Genomic DNA, 22,412 nt, shown 5'->3' on the forward strand with positions numbered 1-22,412 from the left:
TCATTGTGAGCAATTGTTACACCCCTATTTATATACTGGATTTATATCATGTCAGAAAAAGTAAACGGCACTGTAAAGTGGTTTAATGAATCAAAAGGTTTTGGCTTTATCGAGCAAGCATCAGGCCCAGACGTATTTGTACACTTTAGTGCTATTACTGGTGACGGCTTCCGTACCTTAACTGAAGGTCAGAAAGTTGAGTTCACTGTAACGACAGGTCAAAAAGGACCTCAAGCTGAAAACCTAGTGGTTTTATAAGCAAAAATTCCGGAGGCAAGTAATCTATTTGCCTCAGCTCCCCTCCAACAAATTCGTATTAAATTCCAACTGATATCTGTCACTAATTCGGTTACAATTACATTTTTCACCCCTAATCACCGAAAATGAAAGTTAATTCATCAAGTAGCTATGGAAAGTTCACCGTATCCCTATTAAGTGAGCGCATTATTTACGCCAAACTTATTGGCAGCTTTAGTGAGCGTGGTATTAGTGATTACATCAATCAGGTGAAAACAATAATCAGTGACTTTGCCGGCAAGCCGTTTGCAATGCTAATCAATAATCTAGAAATTGAGGGTGGCACGCCAGAGGCATACCAAACCCTCGATAACTACAATCACTGGTTAAATCAGCAAGCAATCGTTGCAAAAGCATTTATCATTGATGACAACGTCACAAAACATATTTTGTTAACGCGCACGCCATCATTAAAACAGCAAAACATCGCCTTTTTCAAAACAGTAAATGAAGCACAGGACTGGCTAGAAGCCGAATTGCATTAATTTTTCACTGCAATATTTGCCTCAGATAATCACTTCATAAGCAGAGTAAAAATCGCTTTCGCATCGGACTGGTATTTACGCACGCTTTAACATACTTACCCCATTGCGTTTTACAACCAACATTAATTTTCCAACTAACACTAATAGCACCGCGCCAATCAGCACCGGAGTTACTAAAAAGCTCCAACCTTCTCCCGCCAACATTATTAATATTGGATTTGCTCCCGCTGGCGGGTGTGTTGTTTTAGTTAATAACATTGCAGTTACCGCAAGCCCTGATGCCAGCGCTAAAGTAAAGGGTGACACGCCAATATACAAGGTAAATATAATACCAATCGAAGCTGTAATTAGATGGCCGCCAATCACATTTTTCGCTTGTGCTAATGGGCTTTCTGGCACACCAAAAACTAATACGGCTGTTGCACCAAACGGCGCCATAAGTAAGGCAAAGTCCATTACAGACGCATCAAAAAACGAGAGTAAAGCGATACCTAAAAACGCCCCCATACCTGCTAGTATCGGTAAAAACAATGTGTTCATTTCAACTCCAAATAAAAGTAGACCGTTTTGTCTACACCCTTAGGGTAGACAAACCGGTCTACTTTTGTCAATATACTTTTCAGACAAAGCCATACAAAGATGAATATGAGTAAAAAACGGCAACTGCTTATTGATACCGCCCTAACGCTTTTTTATAAGCAAGGCATTCACGCTATTGGGATCAATGAAATACTAACTGTATCTGGCGTGGCAAAACGCACCTTGTACAGTCATTTTGCAAGTAAAGACGCTTTATTAGAGGCCGCTCTCGAAACACGACATAACACCTTTATGGCATGGCTAAATGATAAGTTAGATGGCGCAAATTCGGATCAGCACACTATTGAACTGCTTTTTAACGCGTTGGCAAGTTGGTTTACACACAATGAACCCAAATTAGGGGATTTTAGGGGCTGTTTTTTTATAAATACATCAGCTGAATTTAGCGATACCCAATGTAATATTTATGCGCTATGTCAGCAACATAAAGCCGAAGTAAAAACCGTAATAGAAAATAAGTTGCAAGGCACTAACCCATTATTAGTTGATGCCATTTGTATTATGAAAGAAGGTGCTATTGTCAGCGCACAAGTCTCAGGGTACAACCCAAAACACATAGCAAGCTGTATTACTGCCTTGCAAGGTATGCTCGACTAAAACACCTAATTACTGACGTAAATTAACCTAGCCGCAAGCGAGCTATTAACGTGCTCGCTTTATTAACTAGCAGATCGAAAATTTACATTTCGCCTTATTACATTTGCAATCGGCCTTTCAAAGTATTGATACGATAAAAAAGCAACAAGCACACTCAAAACCAATGAGAGTAGCAATTTAATCTCGATAGGTAGTTTAAGCTGATTTACTTTAGTAATAATCGGCATATGCAATAAGTACAATGAATACGATATTTTGCCAATAAAATCACCAAATCGGTTTGCCAAAAGCACATTGTTATTCGGAACCCAAAATACCACACAAAAGAACACCGTACTCATAACAAGCAGCACTTCGTAGCTAAGCCACATTCTCACTTTATCAACAGTAGTCACAGGTGAAAACGCAGGGTACATTAAAGGAATAAGCAAAAGAGCCAATACAAACCTGTGTTTTTTAAGGTATTCGGGCACATTAAAGCTGTGATAATGCATGCCAAAAAGAACACCAACAAAAAAGAATGGCAGCGTTCTTAATATACTGAAATAATTGTATGGAACCCCATAAATATCACCCGTTATTCTTGGAAAATTGGTAAAAAACAAGGCGATCATTACTGCCAAAATGGATAGGTAAATATACCCTCTTCGCTTGTGTGCAAATAGCCAAAATACGATAAATAATAAATAGAAATGTATTTCTGGAGGAATTGACCAGAGCACGCTGTCACCGTAAACAAACAGTAAGTGCCCCATTAATTTATTAGCGTCAGGAATATGATAAAGGCTGTCATCTCCCATTAACGTTAAAAAATACGACGCGAAAACAACAATAAAGAATAGTGGTAGCACCCTTGCCGCCCTCGCTAAAAAATAGCGAATAAGGTTATGTTTGTTAAAACCTTGCCCTAAATACAAGTACGCCATTAAAAAGCCGCTCAATAAGAAAAAGAGCATTACCCCGTAGGCTCCCGAGCCGCCTCCTAACGCACCATCAAGCCAATGGGTTATATCGCTAAAATGCGTAAAAAACACAATCAACGCAGCTAAACCTCGCAGCATGTTCAGTTTTCGAATTTCCAAGAAGAGCTCCTACGGAGTATTAATAAGCAACACTTTGTGTCGCTAAAAAGGTTAAATCGATTTGTTAATGTGAGTCTCTAGCATCAAATAGCCGTTTTTGTACACGTTATTTCTCGTACATTAAGATACACATAACGGCAACATATCGTGCTCGTTATTCAATTATGAAGAAGTGACTAACGTTCGCTCAAGATACGTTCTCTTTTTGAAAACTAAAAAGCCAATCACTAGGTAAAGCACACACATAATTAGCAACGATGTATACATGCCTTGCTGTGAAAATATCATGTTGAGCGCATCTTCTCGCACAGGCAAACCTCGCGCTTCTCTGCTTGCCGCATACACATTGCGAACCGCATCTAAATCTCGAAGCGCAAGACAAAACGTAAATATATTTTGAGTAGCCGCAATCACTAACGCATTCATTGCAATATAAAACCCCTTGGGGTTAGGCCTAAAAAGGCAATAAACAGTTGCTGTATTTAGAACAAACACTATAAATGCAAAAACGAAGAATAACGGCGTTAGATTATTAAGCGAAAACACATAAAAATCGGTCGATAGCCCAAAGCGCACTATGGCATCAAGATCTTTACCCGCCGCCCAAATAAACCACACTATGAGTAATATTATTGATTTGCTCTTTCTCATTAATCTTCATTCCCTTATAACTACTGCGCGTTCTAAAAGGCCGCATGAGATCTGTTACCTTACAAACCAAACTAACGCTATAAAATAGTTTCTATTACACTGAGGTAAATATACCTAACTAAAGCCGACAAAAAGGCCAAAACTATTGGTATTTTAAGTGGTTATAGCGCTTTAACCATAAAGTATTTACAGCCCTCTTTTGGGTAACCTTCTTGCACCCACTGGGTAACATAGCCGTGCTTTTTATAAAATGGCATCGCTTGGAAATTTAATGTATCTAGCAAGCACTTTTTGCAGCCTCGCTTTCTCGCCGCTGTTTCAATTTTGTTAAGAAATTGCGTACCCACGTTTTGGCCTCGTAATTGCTCAGAAACCCACAAAATATCGAGTAACAGCCAATCACCAAATGTGCGAGCCGACGCTCCTGCAATAACCTCTCCCGACTCATTTTTTATTTGCGCAGCCAAAGGTAACCTCTCTTGCACTTCCCAATTCGCCCACTAATTCTGTCGGTAAGGTAATCCGTCAGCTCTTTTTCAGGGTTGTTAGAGCGTGCTAACCTTAACGGTCTTAATTCTGTTCAAATCCAAACCGTTTTGATCGCGGCGTCGCTTTGTAGGCCTTGTGAGCTAAGTCAAAAAGTGACAACAAAGAGCATAACGGTTTGGGTTGAAGCCTGCAGGCAGCGCTTGTTTGGCATTTATACTGTGTTGTCGCTCACTTATGTAGAAGAGCTACACTACAATCGCTCTGCCTAGTCTAAATGACAAACAAACTGCTGCAGAAATAGACAGCAAAGGTCAACACGCTCTTATATTTCAATATCCAATTTCAATTCCAACGCATGTTACAACCACAATTACGACACCAAGTTTTAGGTAACTGAAATTTATAAAAGCCAAGTCTGATCTGAACCTTGTGGTGTTTTTGACACGAATAAGTAATCGCCCTTATTGCACGTAAAACAGCAAGCAGCATCAGACCCCAAAAATAAAAAGAGGAAGTGCTCAGCTTCCCCTTTGGTTTAACGCTACAACTGGAAATTAAATTAACTAAACACCATTTCGGGCACACACTCTGGTACCACTAACTTGCCTTGGGTTTTGCTGACAATTTCATCCACACTAATACCCGGTGCGCGTTCTAATAAATGGAACGCACCGTCTTTTACTTCGAGCACTGCTAAATCGGTAACAATTTTATTGATACAATTCACACCGGTTAACGGTAGGCTGCAATGGCTAAGTAATTTGGATTCACCATGTTTATTAGCGTGAGTCATTACACAAATAATATTTTTGGCACCTGCCACTAAATCCATTGCGCCGCCCATGCCCTTCACCAATTTTTTGGGGATCATCCAGCTGGCAATATTGCCATGTTGGTCCACTTCAAATGCACCTAGCACAGTTAAATCAACATGGCCGCCGCGGATCATGGCAAAACTTTCTGCCGAGCTAAAAATGGCAGCACCTGTGGCTGCGGTAACGGTTTCTTTACCTGCGTTTATCATATCGGCGTCTACTTGGTCTTTTGTTGGGTAAGGACCCATGCCGAGTAAACCATTTTCTGATTGCAACATTACTTCGATACCTTCAGGCACAAAGTTTGCCACAAGTGTTGGAATACCAATGCCAAGGTTTACGTAAAAACCATCTTCAAGTTCACGTGCCACACGCTGTGCAATTTGTTCTCTGGTTAACGCCATTAGTTTTGCTCCTGTGTCACAACGCGCTCAATGCGTTTTTCAAATTCACCTTTAATAACGCGGTTTACATAAATACCCGGGGTATGAATTTCGCTTGGCGCAAGCTCACCAGGTTCCACAATTTCTTCCGCTTCTACCACGGTAATTTTGCCTGCGGTAGCCGCCATGGGGTTAAAGTTCATTGCAGTATGGCGATAAACGCAGTTGCCATAGCTGTCAGCTTTCCACGCTTTAATAATGGCAAAATCACCAACAATACTTGGCTCGAGCAAATAGTCGCGACCATTAAATTGTTTAATTTCTTTACCTTCAGCCACTAAAGTACCCACACCCGTTGCGGTATAAAATGCCGGAATACCCGCACCACCTGCACGCATTTTTTCAGCTAAGGTACCTTGTGGAGTGAGTTCAACTTCCAATTCACCCGCTAAAAGTTGCTGCTCAAATAACGCGTTTTCACCCACATACGACGACACCATTTTTTTAATTTGCTTGTCTTCAAGTAAAATGCCCAAACCAAAGCCATCAACACCACAGTTGTTTGAAACCACCGTAAGCTCTTTGGTTTGCTGGCGTTTAATTTCGCTAATTAAACCTTCTGGAATACCACACAGGCCAAAACCACCCGCAATTACTGTCATGCCATCTTCAAGCCCAACCATTGCCTCACTGTAACTTGAAACTACCTTATTAAATCCTGCCATTTTAAACTCCTATTGTGCGGTCCAGCCGCCATCTAGCGCCAAGGTTTGCCCGGTAATATTGCACGCCTCTTTTGCCATTAAAAACCGCACTGTGTGAGTGATTTCTGCAATATCGATAAATGATTTTTTTGGCATAGGCGCGAGCATAATTTGCTCAATCACCTGTTGCTCGCTAATGCCATGGTTTTTTGCCTGATCGGCAATTTGCTTTTCAACGAGAGGGGTTTTTACATACGCAGGGCAAATGGTGTTAATGGTAATGTCGTGATCAGCGGTTTCTAACGCCATCACTTTCGAAAAACCTACTAAACCATGCTTGGCCGCCACATAGGCTGACTTAAAACGCGACGCCACTAAGCTATGAATTGAGCCAATATTAATCACGCGGCCAAAATTGCGCTCGCGCATACTCGGTAATACCGCTTTGGTCATTAGTGCCGTGCCGGTAAGCATTACATCCACCAGCAAACGCCACTGGTTTTGCGGAAACTCTTCAAGCGCCGCAACATGTTGAATACCTGCATTATTAATTAACACATCAACCGGTGCTGGCAGCTCGCTAAGCAGCTGAATAATCGCAGCTTCGTCGGTCACATTGAGTGCTACACCAAGCGCGTGGTAGCCCTTGCTACTGAGTTTTTTTGCCGCCTCAAGTGCAGCCTCTTGGTTTAAATCGGTTACGGTAATTAAGGTGTCACTATCGGCAAGCGCTTCAGCAATGCCCAAACCAATACCACTGGCACCGCCGGTGATCAAAATATGTTTATTCATTAGTTGCCTCCAAAAACGCTTGAATACGTTCTTTTTGTGCTGAGATTGCAAATACCCCTTCTAAGTGTCCCCAATCGCCAGTGAGCTCTACCATATCGGTTTGTTTACCCTGCGCTGTTAATGCGCTATTAAGGGCACGGCCCATTTCTGGGCGCAGCAGTAAATCCTTGCTGGCAGGAATAATTAAACTTGGCGCGCTAATTTTGCTAAGACTTGCTAAGTAGTCATCTTGATGGCCCGTTACAAACAGCTGCGATGCGCGTACTAAATAAAGTACATGATTGGCATCTTGCGTTTTAGCGCGAAGCTTGGCTCGGCTTAATAGGGTTTGTACTACCTCAGGTTGGGTGCGAATATCGTTAAGTGCCCCTTTATCCAGCACTTTAAAATTGGGGAAACTCAGCGCAAACATATTCGGGTGCATCGCATCTTGAGTGATGTTGAGCATAGTGGCAGTTAACCCATCGATAGGCGCAGCTTTGCCGTAGTAATCACCGTTATTCCAGTTTTTATCTAAACGAATTGGCAATGCCCAATGTTCTAGTGCCGATACACTCCATGCATCCATTTGGCCAGCACCAATCACATGCACTAATTTGCCAACCCAATTTGGGTAAGTTACCGCCCACTCAAGCGCTTGAAACGACCCCATAGATGCGCCCATCACCGCATGCAGTTTTTTTATGCCTAAACTCTCAAGTACTAACTTTTGCACATTAACAAAATCGCGAATGGTCACCACAGGAAAATCAAGGCCATACGGTTTGTTTGTGGCTGGATTAATTGATGCAGGGCCTGTCGTAATGGTGCGACCATCATTTACATTGGCATTGGCAAGTGAATCCACACTAATGACAAAATATTTATTGGTATCAATGGTTTTGCCAGGGCCAATAATCGCATCCCAATAACCTGGTAGTGCATCGCTTTCGGCGTATTTGCCTGCAGCGTGCGAATTACCCGAAAAGAAATGGGTAATTAAAATAGCATTGTCTTTTTTGGCATTAAGCGTGCCGTAGCTTTCATAACCTACCTTTACTTCGGCAATGCTTTTACCGCCAAAGGTTTTAAAATTTTGTGTAGTAAATGTTTTTTTTTCAACAAGTAGCGTTTCGGCATTTACGTGCAAACACAGTAGCAAAAACACCAAAGTAATCATTTTTATTATTTTCATAATCAGCCCTTAAAACCAAATAAACAAACACAATGCCAACACAACGCCAAGTAACGGTACCACCGCACTTAATGCCGCCATAGACCAATATGCCGCTTGATGGGTTTCTTTACAAATTGCGCGAATGGTAGTTATTACATACCCATTGTGTGGCAAGGTATCGAGCGCACCCGACGAAATTGATACCACACGGTGTAATTGTTCAGGGTTGACCCCTGCATCTAAATAATGCGGCGCGACTAATGGCAGCGCAATCGCTTGCCCGCCTGAGGCAGAGCCCGTTAACCCCGCAATCACACTGACCGCAACCGCTGCACCAATCAGCTCGTTGCCTGGAATTTGAGTCATTAAATCAACCGCCACGGTAAACGCTTCTGACGATTTAGCAATCGCACCAAAACCCACAACAGCGGCGGTATTACCAATCGCAATCAGTGCGCCATTAGTGCCTTCGGTGGTGGCTTTGGCAAGATTGTGAAAGTGTTTAAAGTTGATCACCACAATCGTCAACACCCCACCTAATAACGCCACAATCAAAGCGGCCTGCTGTAAGCTATCGTGCAAAATAAATGACAGTGCCAACACCACTAATAACGGAATAAGCCCCGTTACTGGGTGCGGGTAGTCACGCTCAGGAATTTCAGGGTCGTCATCGCGCGCTTCAAACTGCTCACCATTAGCCACTGCTTTGCCAATCATTTTTTTCAGCCACCAGTAGCCAAAACACGCCATAAAAATCGCTACAACCAAACTCACTTCCCACGCAGCATAAGGCGAGGTGCCTAAATACTTGATGGGGATCCAGTTTTGAATTTCAGGCGATCCTGCGGATGTCATGGTAAAAGTAACCGAGCCAAACGCCAGCGTGGCCGGTATAAAACGGCGCGGTAAATTGGCATCTTTAAATAGCGACAGCGCCATGGGGTACACCGAAAACGCCACAATAAACACGCTAACACCGCCATAGGTTAATACGGCACAGGCAATCACAATTGCCAATACTGCGTGTTTCATACCTAGTTTATCGACAATATAGCGAGCTACACTGTCTGCAGCGCCGGTGTCTTCCATAAATTTGCCAAACAAACTGCCAAGCAAAAACATAAAAAACCATGCACTAACAAAATTAGCAAAACCATTCATATAGCCTTGAATAAAGTTATCAGCGCCAGCGCTTGGAAAAATCGCCAAATTACTGGTGAGCGCCACAATCAGTGCACATGCTGGCGCGGCAATAAATAAATTCATACCGCGCAGCGTTAACACAATCAAAAGCACCAGACCACCAATCAGGCCAAGCATACTTAACATAAAATATTCCTATTTGAATCACTAACAAGGGTGACTTGGCTGCTAGTGCGTCAAATTACTGCTGACTATCAATGTGGCTAACGGTGGCGATTTAAACAATAGCACTATAGTTATACGCGTAAGATTTATCATTTAAAAACAACAGATTAAAGTTAAATAGCACTATAGTACTAAAGCAATTGAAAAGATTACCCACTAGATTGGTAACTGACTTGGCTGTGCGATGTAACGTATAACAATAAAGATAGGAACAACATTATGACCAAGGCAAATATCAACAGCAGCAAACACGCTTGCCTGCGCTCACTGTCTGCAGTAAGTGGTGCTGTATTATTGGCATTAGCAACCCCTACATTTGCAAATCAACAGGAAAACGGCGAGAAAAAAGCAGAGCTTGAACGCATTCAAGTAACCGCGCGTAAAACCGTTGAAAATTTACAACAAGTACCGGTAGCAGTCACTTCAATCGGTGCAACCGAACTCGCCGAAAAAGGCATTGCTGAGCTTATTGAAGTACAGCAATTTTCACCGAACACTACGCTACAGCGCAGCCGTGGCACAAACTCGACTATCACAGCCTTTATTCGCGGCGTAGGCCAACAAGACCCGCTTTGGGGTTACGAGCCAGGTGTAGGTATTTACATTGACGATGTGTATTTAGCACGCCCGCAAGGCGCCGTACTTGATTTACTAGATGTTGAACGCGTTGAAGTATTACGCGGTCCGCAAGGCACACTGTATGGCAAAAACACCATAGGTGGTGCCATTAAGTACGTAACCAAAGAGATGTCGGGCGACCCAACATTTAACGTATCGGCAAGCGTAGGCAGTTATAACCAGCGCGATATTAAACTCACAGGTCAATACCCGCTGATTCAAGACACCCTTTATGTAGGCGTAGGTTATGCCAATCTAAATCGCGATGGCTTTGGTGAATACTTACAATCAGACTTACCAAATCAAGATAGCGAAAACTACAACAAAGAAGTGGAAGCAGCCCGCGTTACACTCGAATGGCATGCCAATGAGGATTTATTCTTCCGATTAAATTGGGATAAAACCGACGATACCTCAAATGCCAAAGGCGGCTACCGTTTACTACCGAGTTTATTAACAGATGCACCAGTACCAAATAGTGTATATGACTCCTACACCAGCTTACCAACGTGGAACAAAGTAGAGCTTGAAGGCTACAGCCTACTTGCCAACTGGGACTTAACAGATGCCACCAGCGTAAAATACGTTGCATCGAAGCGAGAAAGCTATTCGCCAACGAATATCGACTTTGATAATACACCGCTTCGCATTTTTGATGTACCTGCTGTGTATGACGACAATCAAACTAGCCATGAATTACAACTAAACCACGCTGGTGAAAACTACAAATTGGTGTCGGGCCTTTATTACTACGATGGCGAATCATGCGGCCAGTTTGAAGCCATTTTAGGAGTATTAGGTAATGCCATTTCATTGCCGGGGTTAACCCGTGAAGTGTCTGGTTGTAACAATTCATCAAGTAAAGCCGCGTATATTCAAGGCAGCTACTACTTTAACCAGCAGTGGTCGGCAACCCTTGGTGCCCGTTATACCCAAGATGAAAAAGAAGCAAACGTAAACAATGGCTTAGTATTTGAAACTGTCTATCCTTACTCAGGTTGGATCCCAGGTTATGAGCGACCAGCAGGCGAGCTCGTGCCAGAAGTACTGAACGATAACGAAGATTGGTCGCGCTTTACGCCACGTCTTGGTGTGGAATATCAACATTCAGATGACATGATGTTCTTTGCAAGCTACGCACAGGGATTTAAGTCAGGTACTTATAACCCACGTGCCACAACCGCAGAGCCCGCAGCAAACCCAGAGATTGTAGATTCATTTGAACTCGGTATTAAAAGCGAATGGAACGACAACCTGCGCGCTAATATCACCTTATTCTCATTACTGCATAAAGACCGCCAGTATATCTCAATTTTACCGGGCGAAACCTCAGCCGACCTCAATCAGCGTCTTGGCAATATTGGCCGTTCAGAGTCGCAAGGTATTGAAGCCGAATTTACCTATGTTGCCACTGAAAACCTAAATTTTAATGCTTCGCTTGGCTACATTGATGCTGAATTTACTGAAGTGATCGACACCAACCCAGAAACGGGCGAAGAATTTGATAAATCAGAATTTTTCGATATCGCCAATACGCCAGATTTAACCTTTAACTTAGGTTTTGATTATTCGATTGAATCAACAGTTGGTGATTTTGTAGTAAATGGTAATTACTACCACCGCGGCGATTACGTGTTGTTTGAAGAGGCTAGCCTGCTTTCGCAAGATGCCTATGGTTTAGTGAACTTAGGTGTTACTTGGTACTCAAATGACGGTCACTGGAGCGCATCACTAACAGGTAAGAACCTCACAAGCGAAGAATATCTTGTTGGTGGTTACCAGTTTGTAACCCCTGATCCTTCAGACCCAACGGATACAAGCAAATATACGCCGGGGTTAGGTGGTGACAATACCTTAATTGGTTATTACGGCGACCCGCGTACCGTTACGCTCACCGTTAATTACCGCTTTTAATTAACACTCCCCCTTGGGTCGCCAACACTTAGTTTGGTGGCCCAGCTTTGGGGAAATGCTTGTAACCGTATTTCGAATACCTTATAACAGGAAGAATTGGAGTTAATTGGATGACAACGCAAGTGAAAGCCATTATCGCAGACGATCACCCGCTATTTCGCAGTGCTTTAAGCCAAGCGGCGGCAAACTATCTCGAAAAAGACAATCTTCAAGAGTGTTATGATTTAGCGAGCTTGTTTTCTTTGCTGGAAACTCACCCTGAAACCGAACTGATTTTCCTCGATTTAAATATTCCAGGCGCCAAAGGCCTGCAAGGGCTCACGCAAATCCGCAACCAATACCCTGATATTTTAGTGATTATGGTATCGGCAACAGAAGACGCCAAAATAATTAACCACGCCATGGAAGCTGGTGCCTGCGCCTACATTCCAAAATCGACCTCGCTGAGCAATATTGGCAAAGCCATTGAAGTTGTGATTGATGGCGACACGTGGCTGCCTGAAAATCTAGACCTAGAAGCCCACCCAATCGACAACGAGCAAACCGAATTTGCGCAAAATCTAGAAAAGCTAACGCCACAGCAATACAAAGTACTCGGCATGATTGCCGACGGCCTGTTAAACAAACAAATTGCTTATGAAATGTCTGTGCAAGAAACCACAGTAAAACAACATGTATCCGCCATTTTACGCAAACTTGGCCTAAACAACCGCACCCAAGCCGGTATTTTATTTAATCAACTCAGCCAAGTAGATACCAAATCCGCAGAAGGGTTTGCGTGACCAGCTATTGTGATATCGGTTTAAAACTCATTCAAAGGTAAAACGCCTCTTGTCGCGGCGTAAATTACCGATTAAATTGCTATGAATTATCACAATTTGATGTAGTTGGCATGCCAAACCTATTATCTATTCGCTCTTATAGTGCAAACCCTGTTTCTCACTCTCATGAGTTCAATCAAATTGTTTTACCCTTGCGAGGAGTCATCAACATACACGTTGACGATTTTAGCGGTAAGGTCGCGCCGCGAGAATGTGTCGTTATTCGAGCCAATGAGAAGCATTTATTTGCAGCAGAACGGGAGGCACGCTTTATTGTTGCTGATATGCGCAACCTACCTAACAATCTTATTTCGTCAGGGCAGATTGTTTTTGAAATAAATAAGCCTTTGTTAAATTATCTACTTTTTATCGAGAGCCAGTTAGAAAATCAAATCAACCCGCTTATTGAACAGTCAATGTACGAAACATTTTATCTATTGTTAGAAAGTCAGAACTTGCTGCCTAAGCTAGATGCGAGAATTAACAATGCACTGCTTTACATTACTGAACACATTGCCGAACCTCTTAATATTGCGACACTGGCTGAAGTCGCTTATTTAAGCCCAACTCAATTTAAAAAAATATTTAAAGCACAATTGGGTGTAACTGTGCTTGAGCATATTACCCAACTTAGAATGGAGAAAGCACAGGCATTACTTACACATACAGACTACTCGCTACAGATAGTTGGTGAGAAAGTTGGCTATAAAGATTTATCGGCATTTAGCCGTAAATTCAAACAGTATTTTGGTTTATCTCCTAAAAATTTCAAAAATTAATGTCTGTCCAATTTGATAAGAATTCCGTCCGAATAGTCAAAAATAAAGTCTCTAAAAAACATATTATTTAGTCCTCAAATATTAATCTGAGAAGTTATTATGTTTGTTGAGTCAAAAATGATTAAAGGTACTTTAGCGATTGTTATTGCTAGCTTTCTTTGGGGTACAACCGGCACTGTTGCAAGCTTTTCAAATGATGTAAGCCCCCTAGCCATTGGCGCATTCGCTATGGGTTTGGGCGGTGTATTGATGGTACTAACCAACATTCGAAGTCTACTTGCAAACTATCGACAGCTTACTAAACGAAAGGGACTATTTGCTGCTGGCGCCTTATCAGTTGCAATATATCCCCTGGCATTTTATTCCGCTATGCACTTATCTGGCGTTGCGATAGGTACTATTGTGTCAATAGCCTCTGCGCCCATGTTTGCCGCCCTTCTTGAGCGTCTTTTTAATCAAAAATCAATTTCAAGAAAATGGGGGGTAAGTTTTGCGTTTGGTGTGATTGGTGTCATTTTGCTCACTCACGGTAAAAAACCCGCATTTGATGACACATCTAATTTATTTCTCAATTTATTAGGAATTGTCTTAGGCTGTATCGCTGGGTTAACTTTCGCGTGTTATTCGTGGGTCGCAAAATCCTTTATAACGAAAGGCATTGACTCTAAAGCCGCCATGTCAGGGTTATTCGGGGGAGCGGCAATTCTGCTATTACCTTCTCTATTTTTTACAGGTGAGAATTTATTTTTAAACATCACCAATAGCGCTGTTTCACTTTATATGGCAATTATCCCAATGTTTCTAGGATATTTATTATTTGCATATGGCTTAACATTTATTGAAACAAGCAATGCGACATTAATAACGTTGCTGGAGCCTTTAATAGCAACAATATTGGCGGTTTTGCTGTTGGGGGAAAGTTTTATTCTAATAGGTTGGATGGGCGCATTGTTAGTTTTACTTTGCTTGGTTATTCAGTCCATTAATCTGACTAAAATTAACACTTCGCTCAGTGACAAAAATAATCAGCTTACTTCATAATGCTTGGATGGCTGCATCGAATTTCACATAGTAAAAGGCACAAAATGAAAATATTGATAACAGGTTCTGCAGGTAGAGTCGGGCGTGCTATTTATATCAAATTAATGAAACATCATAATGTAGTAGGTTTAGATAAAACCCCTTGCTCAACGGTAGACCTTATCGGTGATATTTGCGATTGCGAATTAATTTCTAAAGCACTTGAAGGTGTGGATGTTGTTGTTCATACCGCGGCACTTCATGCACCCCATGTTGGGCTAATGGCTGATAAAGAGTTTCTAACCATCAATGTCGATGCAACCGAAAAGCTAGCCTTAGCTGGCATCAAAGCAGGCATTAAGCACTTGGTTTTTACCAGTACAACCGCACTTTATGGTTATGCTTCATCTTCTGAAGGTGAAACCAGTTGGATTACGGAGCAAGTTGAGCCTCAGCCTAAGTCTATCTATCATAAAAGTAAAATACTTGCAGAAAACAAGTTGAATGAAATTTCAAAGCTCTTCAATCTTCCAGTTACCGTATTGCAAATGTCTCGATGTTTTCCCGAACCTGCAGACTTAATGGCAATCTATCGCCTTACTCGCGGTATCGATGTGCGTGATGTCGCAAATGCACATGCATGTGCCATCAATAAACGATTAAACGGCTTTAAACGTTTCATTATTTCTGGGTTTACTCCATTTAACCAAAATGACTGCGAACACCTCTACAATCATGCGAGTGAAGTCATAAAAGAAAAGTGCCCAGAAATAGCGGCAGCATTTGAGCAAAGAGCATGGCGTTTGCCAACAAGTTTAGACCGCGTGTATGACTCATCAGCAGCACAAGCCACGTTAGGTTGGCAGCCAAAGCATGGCTTCGAAAGTGTACTGGAGATGTTAGATAGTGAAATAGCAGAAGTGTTACCCGTTTTAAAACAGCGTTAGGTAGTAATAATCGAATTTTTGTAATAGATGAGATGATTACAACTTCCTGTTTAACATAAAGCCCATCAATGGGCTCTATGTTACTCTTCTTCGCCAAAGATAAAGTAAGCAAAAGAAAGGCGACTGCTCTATCAAACTTTATCCTCAAAGCAACTTTGAATTTTTAGATAAACGCCATGAGGCAGCATGCATACCTAAGCATGGCTTGCTCGACTTACTACGCTTCCTGCCTCACATTATCCATTCAAAGTGGATTTTCGGGTTTGATAAAAGCGGAAACAACTTTAACTCCAGCCTTTAATCTCGCAATTCAACAAGTAACGGCCGTTCACACAAAGTATATTGCTTGCATAGTCAGGAAAACGACGTAATTGATCGCTTTTGTCCTGAGATAAAAGCTAGAACTACCGCATTTTTCTAGTACTGGCAAATAGTTAAGAAGTTTGTTACAAATGAGTCATTCAAGAAAAACGTGCAATTCACTCGCTATAAACATGTTATATGCCAAAGAGGGAGCCGTGCATATTGCCATTAGTTTTAAAACATCTAAGTTTGATGTCTCAAAGGAACATAAGAATCCTTATAACCATATTTATGGTGAATCACTATTAAAATGGCTAAAACAAGAGTTAGCTTCTGAGTTTGTAATTACAGCTCCAGATGCAGAGGATTGGGGCTGGTATAGCTACATTACATTTAATAATCGTCAATATATGCTGGGCGCATCTACTTACTTCGAAAACGGTGATGATCCAAAATCAGAATTAGAATGGCTCTTCCAAATAGATAAACCTCGCTCCCTTAAAGAGAAACTCCTTGGGAGAGAAAAGATATCAAACGCTGACGAGTGTGTGTTATTTTTCAAATCAAAGTTCGAGGCGCAATCAGACATTAACTCTGTAGCTTTTGAGTAATGGGAATACAATAAGTTAATTAAACAATGGACACAAAACAGCAGGCTTGTGCTCCTTCATCGATTTTAGCCAAGCTTTATTAGCTAGTTATGCGGGTTTTATGCCCTTGGAGAGTATATTTAGTGAAATCAAACTTTGAGTTATTAGCCAACTATAATTTGTGGATCAATCAAAAAATCTATGATTCTGCCAATAAGCTCGATCCCGAAGAGCAATCGGAAGATAAGGGAGCCTATTTCAGTTCAATTATTGGTACCCTTAATCATATTTTGGTCGGTGACATTATTTGGCTTAAACGCATATCTAATCACCCAGATAGTTTTGAATCGCTTAAACTGATGAAGGAATTTGCTGATCCGGTTTCTTTGAGTGAGATTGTTCATCCAGATTTAGAGTCTTTGGCTCAATCTCGAAAAATTATTGATGAAGCCATAATTAATTTCATTAATGAGATTTCGGAAGAATCAATCTTGAGCGAGTTAGACTACATCAATACCAAAGGCAATAAGTTTACAAAAAATCTTGGCTTTATTATCCAGCACTTATTTAATCATCAAACGCATCATAGAGGGCAAGTAACGACAATGCTATTTCAATCTGGCATTGATGTTGGTGAAACTGATCTATTGGCGGTTATACCCAGTGAATAACGGCATAATAAGGCGCTGCAATCGACCTCCAGTATTTGTCATTTAGCTTTAGCTGCCTTAAGGTAACTAGCACAAAGTAGCCTTGAGTAATAATTTATCCATAAGGCTTGGTTCCATCGGTCACTGCTAAACTCAGATCAAGTTACAACGAAACCGCGTTATGATTGCTTCTAATCTTTGTAAGATGTTAGAAGCAAAGACAAATATGGCTAAATGCTATACCAAAAATTAAATGGGGTGAAAAAGTGGCCTTTATTCTACTTAAGCAGTTTAAAACCGATTCTTTAACGTTTTAAGGCGCGAACTCTACCCCTTCTTACCCTGATACAACTGCAAACACATCATCTGCATAAGTGCGGCTTTGCTCTGCCAATTCAAAAATGCTCGAAATGGGTGTTGCGGGTCTTACTTCTGCTAAAATGGATTCGGCTGCTTGCCAATTATTTTCTTCAATCGCCATCGCGATTTTTAATGCGCCACCGAGAAGACCGTCATAATTTAGTAGTGCCCCGCTTGAATTACTATCCAATGAAAACTCACTAATAACGGTATTAAGATCCATATCTAGTACGGCGCCTAAAATAGACATTAAACCAATCAGGTAGCCCTGCTCGGCCATCTCTTTACCGCCCGGTGCTAGAAATAGCGACATAAACTGGGCGCGCATTAAACCAAATTTGGTCAACTCTGAAGGCTTATCAACCCCCAAGTCACTAAGTGCTAATACCCGTATAAACTGCCTAAGGGTATCTTCTCCCAAATACACCACAGCCTGCGAAATTGACCTCATTTCTTGCTTATCAAGGCCGGAATGGGCATTAACCAATTTTAACACGCGCGCAGTCAGGCTTAAGTCTTTGGCAATCTTGCTCTCGATTTCTTTGAAATTGAGGTTAGGTTGAGTGGTCGATTTTAATAAATCAAATACCACCAGCTTTGATGGTTCAACATTGCCATGGGTTAACATTTCGGGCTTGGCAAAAAAGTAGCCTTGAAACAAATCAACGCCAGCTTGTTGTAAGTAATTAAAGTCTTCGTAGGTTTCTATTCGTTCAACAACAATTTTAAGTTTGGGGTATAAACGTTTAAGCTTTTTAGCTAAGGTGGTGGTTTTTAAAATTGGGTGCTCTAGCTCTAATTTAACGTAAGACATGTAAGGTAACAAAGGCTCCCATCTTGGATCTTTGTCGTAATCATCAAGCGCAAATTTGTAATTTTGTTTTCTGAGCGTTTTTACAATCGCCAGCAACTCCTCAATATTCTGAGAGCGTTCAACAATTTCAAGCACCAAGTTATCGGGTTTTAGTAAACGCGGAATTTCCTGTAACAACGTAGTGTCAGATAAGTTGATAAATGCACAATGGTTAGCAACTAACTTATCTTTACCAACTAAAATCAGTGAGTTAAAAAACATTCGTCCCGTAGCTTGCTCATCGGTCACACCAACAGGAAAAGCATTATTGTCTGAATCTCGATACAGCAACTCATAAGCAAATATTTGCTTCGATGCATCAAGAATGGCTTGTCGTGCAATAAACTGGGTTACAGGTTTCGTCATAAGTACAGCCAATTGAGTAGTGAAAGCTCTAACAGAGTGATTTAAATTGTAACAACTATGATTCTGACTAAATTATCAACACTTTTATTAAGACTACGCCAGCCAAGCCGTTTGAGCAAACAAAACATGTTGATGAATTAAAGCCATGTCGTAAATACCCCCTCACTTAGCTTGCACAACAGGGGTCAGACCTGTTCAGAAAAATAACGCGATAAGTAATCCACAAACGCACGGATTTTAAACGGGATATAGTCTGCATTTTTATATACTGCATACATCGGGAGAGAAGCCTTTTCACAATCAGTAAATAGCTCTACCAATACGCCTTCATTCAACTTATCGTGTACCATCCATTTAGGCATTCCCGCAATTCCACAGCCCATCAGGGCCATTTGCACAATAAATTCTGGGCTATCACTTTTAATAAACTCTAAAACCGAATGCCTTTGCTGATTAATAAACCACACATTCGATGGCCGACTAAGCGAGTAAGTAATACATTGATGGTACGCCAAATCTGAAGGGGCTGAAGGATGGCCATTGTGTTCCAAGTAATCAGGCGCAGCAAAATAACACAACTCATGATGCAATATTCTTTTTGCTTTCAGCCCAGAATCAGGTAAATGTGCGGCCCTTAGTGCAATATCAATATCGTCTTTATAGAGGTCCACTTGCTGATCGTTTACAGAGACTGCTAACTTAACCTCAGGATGTTGTGATAAAAACTCTGCCACGGGCTGTGAAAGCATGTGCGTTGCAAACGCTGACGGAGCGGATATTTTTAATCTTCCCGAAACCTTTGCCTGCTCACCCTTTAACGTTTGCTCGGTGACATTAATTTGCTCAACTAATTGCACACAAAATGCTAAGTAAGATTTTCCTGCATCCGTTAAGTTTATTTTTCGTGCACTTCTTTCAAATAAGTTAAAGCCCAACTTATGCTCTAACCACGCAATCTTTTTGCTCACTGCACTTTGCGTCACATTAAGCTCATTGGCTGCAGCTGTGAAATTATTAAGCCTTGCCACCACACAAAATAAATTAATACATTCGAGTTTATCCATCTTCCACCCATACATTCCAATTGGGAATACTATAAATCATTATATAGGCATTTATGAGTGAAAACAGGAATGCTTAAATAGCGCTAACAATTACTTTAAGGCGTCACAGTATGACTATAATTACTTCCGTGCTATTTCTATTTTTTCTATTTGCAAGCTCAATCAAAGTGCTGGGTTGGCAACCGTTTATCTTTAATACTCAATTAGCCTTTTTTAAAAAGTATGGGCTCACGCGTACCCATATGTATTTAGTCGGATTGATTGAAATGGCTGCAGCCATTTTATTGCTCGCCTCACTCATATTAAAGCTAGATATACTCATGGTGTTAGGCGCATTAGGCATTGCGTTTACATCTATTGGTGCGCTTTATTTTCACTTTCGCTATGACACGTTTAAAGATGCAGTACCCGCACTCATCACACTCGTTTTATCTGGCACGATATTAATCAAGCATTATGGTTTGATCGCCAGTTTGCTCTAAGCAATTTATCACTCTGAACAAGAAACTCGTTCTGCCATACAATGCAAAATTAATAGCGAAATAAAATGACTCTAATTGTTTAAATTTTAATTTTTCACCTACTATTAGTTAATGTCTTGTTAAAGTTAAGACTGCTTTCGGCGTGCTAAAAAAATTAAATTTAATAATAAATTCATTATTAATCAAAGACTCACATAGAGCAGTATCGTTGTTGGAGACTCAGTAGTATGCATAATCGAGTTTTGAAATTTATCTCTAAACATGTGGTGTTTGTGGTTTTGCTACCGTGTGTTTTGCTCGCAATGGTTGTTTTCTATGATGTATCCATTTCTTATAAACGCATGCAAGATGCCCTTTACAGTGAATACAATGCGTTTGTCAGTCATCATGTACTGTCTCTAATTCATGAAACACAAAAAGAGCGAGGCACTTCTGCAGGGTTTCTCGCTTCAAAAGGGCAACAATTTTCCTCTGAACTGTCATCTCAACATCGCAATACAGATGAAATCCTCGCTAAATTAAAAAACACAAAACCAACTTGGACCTTATCCGACGAAATGCAGCGAGAGCTCGAGGGCTTCTTACTCAAATTTAATCGGCTAAATCAGGTTAGACAATCTGTTAAACAACAAACTATTCCGCTTGCCGACGTACTTAAATTTTATACCGACATTAACTCTAAGGGGTTACACATTGTTAATGTCGCATCTCGCCTAAGTAAAGAACAACTAATCTCTTCAGAGCTGTATAGTATTCACAATTTTTCAAGTGCAAAAGAATCCGCGGATATTGAACGCGCTGTACTATCAAATGTATTTGCAAACGACGCGTTTACCCCTTCACTTCGCAACAAATACGTTGAGCTAAAAACAAAACAATCGGTTTACTTATTCGAAGCCGTCGACTCAGCGCCCGAAGGTATACGTGGAATTTTCGAACAAGCACTCGCTTCACCAGAATTAAAGAGCGTAGAAACTTTTCGAAATGCCGCAGATAGTAAAGATAATGGGTTTAATATAGATGCAACTGAATGGTTTGCAGCCGCCACCAAACGCATTAACAGACTTAAGCAAGCTGAAGAAAAAGCGCTGATACAAGTGGACAACACAGCCATCAAAATTCAGCGCGATGCATTAAATATACTGGTTATTGAAGTAATAATTTTAATTATTGGTGCGTTAACAACGGTTGCAATCTTTCTATCTTTAAAACTAAGAGATCAACAAGGTAATGCTATTGCAAAAGGTATTGAGGTGGCTATCACAAATCGCGATCTTGCTGATGAAATTGAAATTTTATCCAGCGATGACTTAGGTGTGACAGCGACACGAGTCAACGCTTTAACGAGTCAGTTTGAAACGGATTTAGTCGAACTTATCACTGCTTCAAGAAAAATTACCACTTCAACCCATGAAACTGCTGTTGCAATTAGCCAAAGCAAAACCAATCTAGTAGAACAACAAGAAGGGGTTCAAACAATCGCCTCGGCAGCTGAACAAATGGGTAATAATGTTCAACATATCGTTGAGTCTATGGCACAAAGTGCAGAATCCGCAAAACAAGTATACATGGCTTCTTTTAAAGGTCAGGAAGTTGTGACAGATGCGGTGGGTGTTATTCAAAAAGCATCGGAAGACATGGCTCTCTCAGCCAATAAAGTGAACGAGTTAAACGAAAAAGTAGGCAGTATAACCTCAATGGTTGACCTAATCAGAGGTATCGCAGAGCAAACAAACTTGCTCGCCCTCAATGCGGCCATTGAAGCCGCGCGAGCTGGAGAACAAGGTAGAGGGTTTGCCGTTGTTGCAGACGAAGTTCGCAACTTAGCTAGCCGAACACAACAATCAACGGAAGAAATCTCAGCATTAGTCGAACAACTGCAAGAGAGTTCTATTGAAGCTGCAAGAGTCATAACACAAGGCAAAGAGAATGCATTGCAAGCAGCAGATCGTGCTGACGAAATAAGAACGGCACTGGGTGAAATAGTTGAGCAAGCAAAGCAAGTGGAAACTAATATGGGAGCGGTTTCAGTGAGCACGCAACATCAGCGTGATGCAATTGATGAAGTGAACGAAAAGATTTTTGAAATATTCCAAAAAGCCTCAGAAAACGTTGTGGGTGCAGAGCAAATAGCGGTTGCAGCTTCTCATATTGCAGAGTCTTCGATGAATATGGATGACCTTATTGAACGATACAAACTAAAAACGAAACAACCCGAATATTAGT

Annotated in this window: 22 protein-coding genes and 1 pseudogene; 12 read left to right on the top strand and 11 right to left on the bottom strand. The window is 41.2% G+C overall.

All coding sequences use genetic code 11. The features are described from left to right. Positions 1-48: 48 nt before the first annotated feature. Positions 49-258, top strand: coding sequence for a cold-shock protein (locus L1068_RS10050; RefSeq protein WP_010558354.1), 210 nt, complete (start codon positions 49-51; stop codon positions 256-258). A gap of 125 nt (positions 259-383) precedes the next feature. Further along, positions 384-782, top strand: a complete 399-nt coding sequence (locus L1068_RS10055) for a hypothetical protein (protein WP_040642098.1) — start codon at positions 384-386, stop codon at positions 780-782. A gap of 75 nt (positions 783-857) precedes the next feature. Here L1068_RS10055 and L1068_RS10060 read toward each other — a convergent pair whose 3' ends face one another. Then, positions 858-1,322 (bottom strand): HPP family protein, encoded by a 465-nt coding sequence (locus L1068_RS10060; protein ID WP_237130137.1) that lies wholly within the window; start codon positions 1,320-1,322, stop codon positions 858-860. A gap of 105 nt (positions 1,323-1,427) precedes the next feature. Between L1068_RS10060 and L1068_RS10065 the strand changes: the two genes are divergently transcribed. Further along, positions 1,428-1,979, top strand: a complete 552-nt coding sequence (locus L1068_RS10065; protein WP_237130138.1) for a TetR/AcrR family transcriptional regulator — start codon at positions 1,428-1,430, stop codon at positions 1,977-1,979. A gap of 62 nt (positions 1,980-2,041) precedes the next feature. On the opposite strand, the gene L1068_RS10070 is transcribed toward L1068_RS10065, so the two are convergent. The 8 genes and pseudogenes from L1068_RS10070 to L1068_RS10105 all read right to left on the bottom strand — a co-directional run bounded on the left by L1068_RS10070 (position 2,042) and on the right by L1068_RS10105 (position 9,380). Continuing rightward, positions 2,042-3,061, bottom strand: a complete 1,020-nt coding sequence (locus tag L1068_RS10070; RefSeq protein WP_237130139.1) for an acyltransferase — start codon at positions 3,059-3,061, stop codon at positions 2,042-2,044. A gap of 162 nt (positions 3,062-3,223) precedes the next feature. Further along, entirely contained in the window at positions 3,224-3,712 is a 489-nt protein-coding gene (locus L1068_RS10075) for a hypothetical protein (RefSeq protein WP_237130140.1), read from the bottom strand. Positions 3,713-3,873: 161 nt separating this feature from the next. Next, positions 3,874-4,241: pseudogene (locus L1068_RS10080) on the bottom strand (GNAT family N-acetyltransferase). Between the two features lie 519 nt (positions 4,242-4,760). Next, on the bottom strand, positions 4,761-5,420 hold the full coding sequence (locus L1068_RS10085; RefSeq protein WP_237130141.1) for a CoA transferase subunit B: 660 nt from the start codon (positions 5,418-5,420) through the stop codon (positions 4,761-4,763). Further along, the gene (locus tag L1068_RS10090; protein WP_237130142.1) at positions 5,420-6,124 is read right to left on the bottom strand and encodes a CoA transferase subunit A; all 705 of its coding nucleotides are present in this window, start codon (positions 6,122-6,124) and stop codon (positions 5,420-5,422) included. Before L1068_RS10090 ends, L1068_RS10085 begins: the two co-directional genes overlap by 1 nt. A 9-nt stretch (positions 6,125-6,133) precedes the next feature. Next, positions 6,134-6,895, bottom strand: coding sequence for a 3-hydroxybutyrate dehydrogenase (locus tag L1068_RS10095; RefSeq protein WP_237130143.1), 762 nt, complete (start codon positions 6,893-6,895; stop codon positions 6,134-6,136). After that, positions 6,888-8,069, bottom strand: a complete 1,182-nt coding sequence (locus tag L1068_RS10100; protein ID WP_237130144.1) for a homoserine O-acetyltransferase — start codon at positions 8,067-8,069, stop codon at positions 6,888-6,890. The genes L1068_RS10095 and L1068_RS10100 overlap by 8 nt, the downstream gene beginning before the upstream one ends. A gap of 9 nt (positions 8,070-8,078) precedes the next feature. Beyond that, complete coding sequence (locus tag L1068_RS10105) at positions 8,079-9,380, bottom strand: SLC13 family permease (protein WP_237130145.1); 1,302 nt, start codon at positions 9,378-9,380, stop codon at positions 8,079-8,081. Between the two features lie 258 nt (positions 9,381-9,638). On the opposite strand from L1068_RS10105, the gene L1068_RS10110 reads away from it, so the two are divergent. From L1068_RS10110 to L1068_RS10140, 7 genes are all read left to right on the top strand, one after another. Continuing rightward, complete coding sequence (locus L1068_RS10110; RefSeq protein ID WP_237130146.1) at positions 9,639-11,951, top strand: TonB-dependent receptor; 2,313 nt, start codon at positions 9,639-9,641, stop codon at positions 11,949-11,951. A 110-nt stretch (positions 11,952-12,061) separates the two neighbouring features. After that, positions 12,062-12,733 (top strand): response regulator transcription factor, encoded by a 672-nt coding sequence (locus L1068_RS10115; RefSeq protein ID WP_237130147.1) that lies wholly within the window; start codon positions 12,062-12,064, stop codon positions 12,731-12,733. Between the two features lie 110 nt (positions 12,734-12,843). Next, on the top strand, positions 12,844-13,551 hold the full coding sequence (locus tag L1068_RS10120; protein WP_237130148.1) for an AraC family transcriptional regulator: 708 nt from the start codon (positions 12,844-12,846) through the stop codon (positions 13,549-13,551). A 99-nt stretch (positions 13,552-13,650) separates the two neighbouring features. Beyond that, complete coding sequence (locus tag L1068_RS10125) at positions 13,651-14,592, top strand: EamA family transporter (RefSeq protein ID WP_237130149.1); 942 nt, start codon at positions 13,651-13,653, stop codon at positions 14,590-14,592. Between the two features lie 44 nt (positions 14,593-14,636). After that, on the top strand, positions 14,637-15,518 hold the full coding sequence (locus L1068_RS10130) for an NAD(P)-dependent oxidoreductase (protein ID WP_237130150.1): 882 nt from the start codon (positions 14,637-14,639) through the stop codon (positions 15,516-15,518). A gap of 452 nt (positions 15,519-15,970) precedes the next feature. After that, positions 15,971-16,432 carry a hypothetical protein gene (locus tag L1068_RS10135; protein ID WP_237130151.1) on the top strand — a complete coding sequence of 154 codons (462 nt, stop codon included), beginning with the start codon at positions 15,971-15,973 and terminating at the stop codon, positions 16,430-16,432. Positions 16,433-16,554: 122 nt separating this feature from the next. Further along, a complete protein-coding gene (locus tag L1068_RS10140; RefSeq protein ID WP_237130152.1) occupies positions 16,555-17,082 on the top strand; it encodes a DinB family protein in 528 nt (175 codons plus the stop codon). A 316-nt stretch (positions 17,083-17,398) separates the two neighbouring features. On the opposite strand, the gene L1068_RS10145 is transcribed toward L1068_RS10140, so the two are convergent. Next, positions 17,399-18,640 (bottom strand): HDOD domain-containing protein, encoded by a 1,242-nt coding sequence (locus L1068_RS10145; RefSeq protein WP_237130153.1) that lies wholly within the window; start codon positions 18,638-18,640, stop codon positions 17,399-17,401. Between the two features lie 185 nt (positions 18,641-18,825). Then, the gene (locus L1068_RS10150; protein ID WP_237130154.1) at positions 18,826-19,704 is read right to left on the bottom strand and encodes a LysR family transcriptional regulator; all 879 of its coding nucleotides are present in this window, start codon (positions 19,702-19,704) and stop codon (positions 18,826-18,828) included. Between the two features lie 110 nt (positions 19,705-19,814). Here L1068_RS10150 and L1068_RS10155 point away from each other — a divergent pair, with 110 nt between their 5' ends. Both L1068_RS10155 and L1068_RS10160 read left to right on the top strand, forming a co-directional pair. After that, a complete protein-coding gene (locus tag L1068_RS10155; RefSeq protein ID WP_237130155.1) occupies positions 19,815-20,186 on the top strand; it encodes a DoxX family protein in 372 nt (123 codons plus the stop codon). A gap of 227 nt (positions 20,187-20,413) precedes the next feature. Next, a complete protein-coding gene (locus tag L1068_RS10160; RefSeq protein WP_237130156.1) occupies positions 20,414-22,411 on the top strand; it encodes a methyl-accepting chemotaxis protein in 1,998 nt (665 codons plus the stop codon). Position 22,412: the final 1 nt, after the last annotated feature.

Origin of the sequence: Pseudoalteromonas sp. MMG024, assembly GCF_021654175.1 — a bacterium.
Lineage (GTDB): Bacteria > Pseudomonadota > Gammaproteobacteria > Enterobacterales > Alteromonadaceae > Pseudoalteromonas.

What these genes read in the sequence shown, in the direction of transcription:
- L1068_RS10050 (WP_010558354.1), top strand. Translation starts at nt 49, where the DNA reads ATGTCAGAAAAAGTAAACGGCACTGTAAAGTGGTTTAATGAATCAAAA.
- L1068_RS10055 (WP_040642098.1), top strand. Translation starts at nt 384, where the DNA reads ATGAAAGTTAATTCATCAAGTAGCTATGGAAAGTTCACCGTATCCCTA.
- L1068_RS10060 (WP_237130137.1), bottom strand. Translation starts at nt 1,322, where the DNA reads ATGAACACATTGTTTTTACCGATACTAGCAGGTATGGGGGCGTTTTTA.
- L1068_RS10065 (WP_237130138.1), top strand. Translation starts at nt 1,428, where the DNA reads ATGAGTAAAAAACGGCAACTGCTTATTGATACCGCCCTAACGCTTTTT.
- L1068_RS10075 (WP_237130140.1), bottom strand. Translation starts at nt 3,712, where the DNA reads ATGAGAAAGAGCAAATCAATAATATTACTCATAGTGTGGTTTATTTGG.
- L1068_RS10085 (WP_237130141.1), bottom strand. Translation starts at nt 5,420, where the DNA reads ATGGCGTTAACCAGAGAACAAATTGCACAGCGTGTGGCACGTGAACTT.
- L1068_RS10090 (WP_237130142.1), bottom strand. Translation starts at nt 6,124, where the DNA reads ATGGCAGGATTTAATAAGGTAGTTTCAAGTTACAGTGAGGCAATGGTT.
- L1068_RS10095 (WP_237130143.1), bottom strand. Translation starts at nt 6,895, where the DNA reads ATGAATAAACATATTTTGATCACCGGCGGTGCCAGTGGTATTGGTTTG.
- L1068_RS10100 (WP_237130144.1), bottom strand. Translation starts at nt 8,069, where the DNA reads ATGAAAATAATAAAAATGATTACTTTGGTGTTTTTGCTACTGTGTTTG.
- L1068_RS10105 (WP_237130145.1), bottom strand. Translation starts at nt 9,380, where the DNA reads ATGTTAAGTATGCTTGGCCTGATTGGTGGTCTGGTGCTTTTGATTGTG.
- L1068_RS10110 (WP_237130146.1), top strand. Translation starts at nt 9,639, where the DNA reads ATGACCAAGGCAAATATCAACAGCAGCAAACACGCTTGCCTGCGCTCA.
- L1068_RS10115 (WP_237130147.1), top strand. Translation starts at nt 12,062, where the DNA reads ATGACAACGCAAGTGAAAGCCATTATCGCAGACGATCACCCGCTATTT.
- L1068_RS10120 (WP_237130148.1), top strand. Translation starts at nt 12,844, where the DNA reads ATGCCAAACCTATTATCTATTCGCTCTTATAGTGCAAACCCTGTTTCT.
- L1068_RS10125 (WP_237130149.1), top strand. Translation starts at nt 13,651, where the DNA reads ATGTTTGTTGAGTCAAAAATGATTAAAGGTACTTTAGCGATTGTTATT.
- L1068_RS10130 (WP_237130150.1), top strand. Translation starts at nt 14,637, where the DNA reads ATGAAAATATTGATAACAGGTTCTGCAGGTAGAGTCGGGCGTGCTATT.
- L1068_RS10135 (WP_237130151.1), top strand. Translation starts at nt 15,971, where the DNA reads ATGAGTCATTCAAGAAAAACGTGCAATTCACTCGCTATAAACATGTTA.
- L1068_RS10145 (WP_237130153.1), bottom strand. Translation starts at nt 18,640, where the DNA reads ATGACGAAACCTGTAACCCAGTTTATTGCACGACAAGCCATTCTTGAT.
- L1068_RS10150 (WP_237130154.1), bottom strand. Translation starts at nt 19,704, where the DNA reads ATGGATAAACTCGAATGTATTAATTTATTTTGTGTGGTGGCAAGGCTT.
- L1068_RS10155 (WP_237130155.1), top strand. Translation starts at nt 19,815, where the DNA reads ATGACTATAATTACTTCCGTGCTATTTCTATTTTTTCTATTTGCAAGC.
- L1068_RS10160 (WP_237130156.1), top strand. Translation starts at nt 20,414, where the DNA reads ATGCATAATCGAGTTTTGAAATTTATCTCTAAACATGTGGTGTTTGTG.